The sequence below is a fragment of the Streptomyces sp. NPDC002130 genome (assembly GCF_040296465.1).
In the GTDB taxonomy this organism is placed as follows: Bacteria; Actinomycetota; Actinomycetes; order Streptomycetales; family Streptomycetaceae; genus Streptomyces.
In genome coordinates this window covers 1-6,102 of the sequence record NZ_JBEOXI010000368.1, presented here as the reverse complement: position 1 = coordinate 6,102, position 6,102 = coordinate 1, and the positions used below count along the sequence as shown (strand labels likewise).

Below are 6,102 nucleotides of genomic sequence, written 5' to 3'. Positions count from 1 at the left end.
ACCGCGCGGTCGCTCGCGCGCCATGCCGTGCTCAACTGCCTCGCTGCCGCTGTGCAGGCGGTGGGCGATCTGGACCGGGTCCGGATCGTGCAGATGCTGGTCTTCGTGGCCAGCACGCCGGACTTCGGTGAGCAGTCGAAGGTCGCCAACGCGGCCAGTGAACTGCTCATCGAAGTCCTGGGTGAGAACGGACGGCACGCCCGCACCGCGATCGGTGTCGCCGGGCTGCCGGTCAACACCCCCGTCGAGATCCAGGTCATCTGCACCGCTGTGTAGCGGCGAGCCAATCATGAGCGGGCGGCGGTGGCCCGGCTTCGACAGGCACTCGACGACCTGGTCGGCGAATCGGCACAGAACTCGCTCGGGCGCCCCGCCGCCCACGAGGCGATCGCAGACGCCGTCCTCTTCCTCGCGTCGTCGGAGTCCTCGTACATCACCGGGCCAACCTTCCCCGTCAACGGCTGTTACACCGCCACTCAGTACCCGCCCCCGCGGTTCCCAGAGACAGATGAAGGACACACCATGAACGCCCCCGCGGCACCACCCCGAAACGGAGAGCTCGGCTTCTGGGTGGCCCAACTGGCCGACAAGAAGCCCTCATTCCCCCGTTTCACCGGCCAGGACTCCGTCGACGTGGCCATTGTCGGCGGCGGCTACACCGGCCTGTGGGCGGCGTACTTCGCCAAGAAGCTCGAACCGTCCCTCTCCGTCGCCGTCTTCGAGGCCGAACAGGTGGGCTACGGCGCCTCCGGGCGCAACGGTGGCTGGCTCTCGGCGATGCCTCCGGGCAACCGTGCCACCTTCGCCCGCGCCGGAGGAGGGCTGGAAGCGAGCCGGGCGCTGCAGCAGGAGTTCGTCGCCGGCGTCGACGCGGTCCTGGACATCCTCCAGGCCGAGGGCATCGATGCGGATCAGCACAAGGGGGGCGCGCTCGTCGCCGCTCACACTCGGGCGGGGCTGGGCCGGCTGGTGGCCAGACGTGACGCCGACCTGAAGTACGGGCTGACCGAAGACGAAGTCCACTTGCTCGACCGGGACGAGTTCCGCAGCCGGGTCAACATCGGCACCGTCCACGGCGGGCTCTTCTACAAGCACTGCGCAAGGATCCACCCCGCGAAACTCGTCTACGGCCTCGCCGACACCCTGACCTCCATGGGGGTCAGGATCTACGAGAACAGCCGGGTGGACAGTGTCGCGGACAAGACCCTCACCCTGGCCGACGGACGTGTCACCGCGGCGAAGACGTTCATCTGCACCGAGGGCTATTCGGGACCGCTGCTCGGCCGCCGGAGCCTGATCCCGGTCAACTCCTCGATGATCGTGACCAAGCCCCTGCCGCAGGAGGCGTGGCAGCAGATCGGCTGGGACGGGCCGCAGTGCCTCAACGACTCCGCGCACACGTTCATCTACGCCCAGCGGACGTCGGACGGCCGTATCGCCATGGGGGGCCGCGGTGTCCCCTACCGCTTCGGGTCCGGCACCGGGGGAGCCGGTGCGACCGCCCAGTCCACCATCGACCTGATCTCGCACAAGCTCAGCACCTTCTTCCCGGGCATCCCCTTCGAGGTCGACCACGCCTGGTCAGGAGTCCTGGGCGTCACGCGGGACTGGAACGGCGGCGTGCACTGGGACCCGGCATCCGGGGTCGGATCGTCCACCGGCTACGCGGGACACGGCGTCACGTCTGCCTATGTCGGCGGCAGGACCCTCGCTGAGCTCGCCTTCGAGAAGGAAACTGAGCGGACCACCCTCCCCTGGGTCGGCTACCGGGCACCCAAGTGGGAACCGGAGCCCATCCGCTGGCTGGGCGTTCACGCCATGTACCGGCTCTTCGGCATTGCCGACCAGTGGGAAGAGCGCAGGGGTTCCAGCACGACCTCGCTCCTGGCCAGATTCGGCAGCAGGCTCGCCGGACTTCACGAGTAAACGAGAAGGAAAACTGCTCACATGGACGCACAACTCGCCGTCATCGGCCTGGGCAGCATCGGAAGCATGGCCCTGTGGCAGGCCTCCCGGCTGTCCGACTCGGTGGTGGGCTTCGAGGCCGCCACCCCCGCTCACGGCCGCAGTGCCGTGGGCGGGGACACCCGCCTGTTCCGCATGGTCTACCTCGGCAGGCCCGAGTACTACCCCATCATCGAACGCTCCCGCGGCCTGTGGGCCGAGCTCGAAGCGGAAACCGGGCAGGACATCCTCACCACTACCGGGGGGCTGTCCATCGGGACGGCGAACGGCAGCTTCATCAACAGCCTCCTCGAGACAACGCGCATCAACGGAGCCGAGCACTGCGTCCTCAGCCGGGAGGAGTTGGCGGAACGCTACCCCCAGCACAACCTCCGCCCCGACGACTGTGCCGTCTACGACCCCCGCGCCGGCTTTCTGCGCACCGAGCGCGCCGTCAGCGCCGCCGTCACGGCGGCCCAGGCCAACGGCGCCACAGTCCTCCAGAACACACCCGTGGACAGCATCACCGAAACCGACCACGGCGTGGTCGTCACCTCGGGCGACAGAAGCTGGACGTTCGAAAAGGTCATCGTCGCCTCGGGCGGCTGGTCCCGTCGGCTCATGCCCGACCACCTCAAGGCCGTCACCGAAACCCATCGGATCGTCCTGACCTGGTTCGTCGCCCAGGACGGCACGCAGTTCTCGCCGGAGAACTTCCCCATTTTCAGTCGGCTGTACGGCGATCGCTCCCTGTACGGCGCACCCGCCGTCGATGGTGTGACGGTCAAGGCATCGGTGGACGGACCGCTGGACGGACGCGGAAGGGAAACTCCCGACCCGGGCTCCGTGCCCAGGGAACTCACCCCGCGGGAAGTCGAGAAGGTCACCGAGATCGTCACCGACTTCTTCCCCGGCCTGATCCCCACCATCGTGCGCTCCGACGCCTTCCCCGACCTGTTCACCGAGGACAGGCATCCCCTCCTCGGCTGGCTGGACGAGGACAGCAGGATCTACTGCGCCACCGGATTCTCCGGAAAGGGCTTCAAAATGGCGACCGGCTACGGCCACATCGCCGCACACGAGGCGCTCGGCAAACAGACCATCGACGGCCTGGACTTCGCGCGTCCGGACCGGTTCAAGACCAGGTAGCCCACCCACTTCCGCGCCGCGGCGCAGCAACCTTGGACTGCGTCCGGGATCAGAACGCCGGCGCAGTCTGTTCCTTCTTCGGGCCCTGAGCGCGTGCCTTGAGCAGCGCGTCCTGCAGGCGGTTGTGGGTCATGGTCAGGCAGGCGTGCACCGCGCCGCCTGCCACCGAGAGTCCCAGAACCTGGGAGACGGTCGTGATTCGGGGCACGGCCGGCAAGCTGTGTTCGAGTCGTTCGCGTACCTCGGGGAGAACCTCGTCCACCAAGGGGCGCAACCGGCCGACGAAGTAGACGGATTCGGGATCGAGTGTCACGGCGACGATGCTCACGGCGGTCGTGACCGCCGTCGTGAACGCCTTGAGTATCTCCGCACGGGCTCGATGGTCCTGAAACGTGAGCCACAGGTCCTCGACGCGCTCGGTGTCCAGTCCGTGTTCACGAGCGAGCCTCGCAAGCCCTGCGGTGCTCAGCAGCCCGTTGAGGGTGCGGTCGTCGATTCCCGAGGAGAGGGAGCCGATGTCGCCGAACGCAGTGGTACGTCCCCGAGCCAGTTCCCGGTCCCTGCAGGTGGCGAAGTTCAGGGTGCTGCTGAGACTGAACAGGGCAGCGTTATGGATGCTCGTGTCGTCCCTGAGCACCTGGAGCAAGGATGCGTTCGCGTCGCTGTCGAAGGTCACCGGAGCGTCGAGGAGCTCTTCAACGATTCGGTGGAGATCTCTGCCGGAGAAGATTTTCATCGGATCGGCAGGCCGGAAGACCTCGGCACCGTCGCGGACATGGGCCGGCAGTGCCACGACGATCTGGCGCAGGGGCCCTCGTGCGGAGGCGCTGGTCTGCGCGATCAGGTCGGCCAGCCACCGGCCCGCAGCGGGGACGTCGTGGTGCTCGGCCGTCGGGACGATCACGTGCCCGATCTCACGGCCGCGCAGGTCGGTGACCAGCACGCCGGTGGTCACGGCGCCGAAGCCGACCCCTACGACATGTCCGGCCGTCTCGGGCACGTCGAGGTACGTCGACGGACGGCCACGCCCGACGACGGCGTCGACTCCCCCGTCCACGACGAACCCGTCGGAGCGCAGGTCTTCGACGGCCCGCGACACCGTCGCCTTGCTCAGCCCCGTGAGCTCGATGAGCTTGTTCCGGGTCAACGGCGCACGGGAGAGAACCACGTCAAGGACACGTGCCTTGTTGTAGTCGCGTGGTGTGGGGTTGATGCTGCTCACCTCATGACCTTAGCGAGACCGTCCGCAGCGCCGCTCAAGGTGTGTCATGGCGGGTGCTCAGCAGGCGGTCCACGACCTCCTGCATGGCGACGGCCATGGCCCGCTCCACGTTGGCCCAGTCGTCTCTGGCGTGTTCGAGCAGGTAGTCGCGACGCTCCGGCACTCGTTCCGCGCGCCAATGGGTGACCAGGGCGCGAAGTGTCAGGCGTGCCAGGGCGGCGACAGGCAGGAGTGGGAGTTCCGTGTCCTTGATCGGCCGGGCCCGCTCGTAACCCGCGACGAAGCTGCATGCCTCGCGCCACGGATCCCGCGGTGTCCGGCCGAGAAGGTTCGCGAGAGACACAGCTGGATCGAAGATCAAAGCGCTGCGCATGCTGTCACCGAAGTCGATCACTCCGGTGACGAAGCTGTCTGCCCGCGGATCCACCAGGACGTTGTAGGGGCTGTAGTCACCATGGATCACTTGGGTCTCGAGATCACCCAGCCTCGGAACAACGGTCTCGTGGAAGAGGCGGAACACTTCTTGAGCCAACCGTCGGTGCGCGGCGCCGGGCGTGCACTCGATGAGCTCCCGCAGCTGGTCGAAGTATCGAAGGTCCCACACGAGGCGCCGCTCGTCGGCCGGATGCCTGAACGACCGCAGGGCCACATCCACTCGCCCGAGCATCTGCCCGGCCATGGCAAGGTGGTGAGGTTCGGGGTCCGTCCGCGCCAGGACGGCGCCTTCGACGAAGTCGAAGACGCGCAGGACGCGAACCCCGCCGTCTTCCGTCTCGATCGGTACGTGGTCGCTGCCCTCGGCGGTCTCCTTGACCCGCTGGACGGGGAGATGAGGAGCCTCGGTTTCGAGGTGGCGCATCACAGCCGTTTGCAGAGCTACGACGGCTACCGCCTCGTCGGGCGGGGACACCTTGACGAGATGGTCTGCTGATCCGGTCCGCAGCCGGAACGTGTCGTCCTTCTCGGTTGCCAGTCGCTCGAGACGGCCGCTCAGCCGGTAGTGCCGGGCGAGTAGGGCATCCACCTCGTTCATCTCGATGGGCTCGTGGGACGATGCCAGGCCGCTCTCCTCGAACAGCTGGGCGATGCGTGCGGGGGGCGAGGTGTTCACCGTTCGGTCCCTTCGGGCTTTCATGCTGCTACAGGCGCGTCTCGGCGATCTCCGCGAAGGTTTCGAGGAATCGCGTCACGTCGGCCGAGTCGAAGGCCAACGGGGGTCGGATTTTGAGCACGTTGACTGCTTCGCCGGTGCCGCTGATGAGGATGCGGCGCTCGCGCATGTCGTTGATGACGTCGTCGGCGCGGACACGATCGGGCTCCAGCGACTCCCGGTCCCTCACGATTTCGACGCCCACGTACAGACCGCTGCCGCGGACCTCCGCGACGTGGGGAGACTCGCGAGTGATCTCCTCGAGGCCGGCGCGAAGCGCCCTGCCGTTGTCGAGAACTCGCTGCTGTACGTCCTCCTTCTCGAAGACGTCCAGGACCGCGGCACCGGCGGCAACCGCGATCGAACTGCCGGCAAAGGTGTTGAAGTAACGGACATTCCGTCCGAACTCTTCGCACACCTCGGGCCTGAACACCACGCCGGAGATCGGCATGCCGTTGCCCATGGGCTTGCCCATCGTGACGATGTCCGGAAGCACCCCGTGACGGCTGAACCCCCACATCGACTCTCCGAGCCGGGCGAATCCCGACTGGACCTCGTCGGCGATGTACACGCCGCCCGCGGCGTGCACCTCCTCGACCATGTCACGCAGGTAACCGACGGGGTCGGTGAAGAGGCC

6 protein-coding genes are annotated in these 6,102 nt (G+C 67.3%); 3 read left to right on the top strand and 3 right to left on the bottom strand.

The window, feature by feature from the left end; all coding sequences use genetic code 11:
* From ABT116_RS38475 to solA, 3 genes are all read left to right on the top strand, one after another.
* A partial coding sequence (locus ABT116_RS38475; RefSeq protein WP_351644166.1) for a RidA family protein occupies positions 1–276 on the top strand: 276 nt, incomplete at its 5' end.
* Between the two features lie 27 nt (positions 277–303).
* Positions 304–1,926 (top strand): NAD(P)/FAD-dependent oxidoreductase, encoded by a 1,623-nt coding sequence (locus tag ABT116_RS38470; protein WP_351644163.1) that lies wholly within the window; start codon positions 304–306, stop codon positions 1,924–1,926.
* Between the two features lie 21 nt (positions 1,927–1,947).
* Entirely contained in the window at positions 1,948–3,093 is a 1,146-nt protein-coding gene (gene solA, locus ABT116_RS38465; RefSeq protein WP_351644160.1) for an N-methyl-L-tryptophan oxidase, read from the top strand.
* 49 nt (positions 3,094–3,142) lie between these two features.
* Here solA and ABT116_RS38460 read toward each other — a convergent pair whose 3' ends face one another.
* The 3 genes from ABT116_RS38460 to ABT116_RS38450 all read right to left on the bottom strand — a co-directional run.
* A complete protein-coding gene (locus tag ABT116_RS38460) occupies positions 3,143–4,315 on the bottom strand; it encodes an ROK family transcriptional regulator (RefSeq protein WP_351644157.1) in 1,173 nt (390 codons plus the stop codon).
* Between the two features lie 34 nt (positions 4,316–4,349).
* Complete coding sequence (locus ABT116_RS38455) at positions 4,350–5,426, bottom strand: phosphotransferase (protein WP_351644154.1); 1,077 nt, start codon at positions 5,424–5,426, stop codon at positions 4,350–4,352.
* A gap of 28 nt (positions 5,427–5,454) precedes the next feature.
* Positions 5,455–6,102: aminotransferase class III-fold pyridoxal phosphate-dependent enzyme (locus ABT116_RS38450; protein ID WP_351644151.1), on the bottom strand; the 648-nt coding region annotated here is incomplete at its 5' end.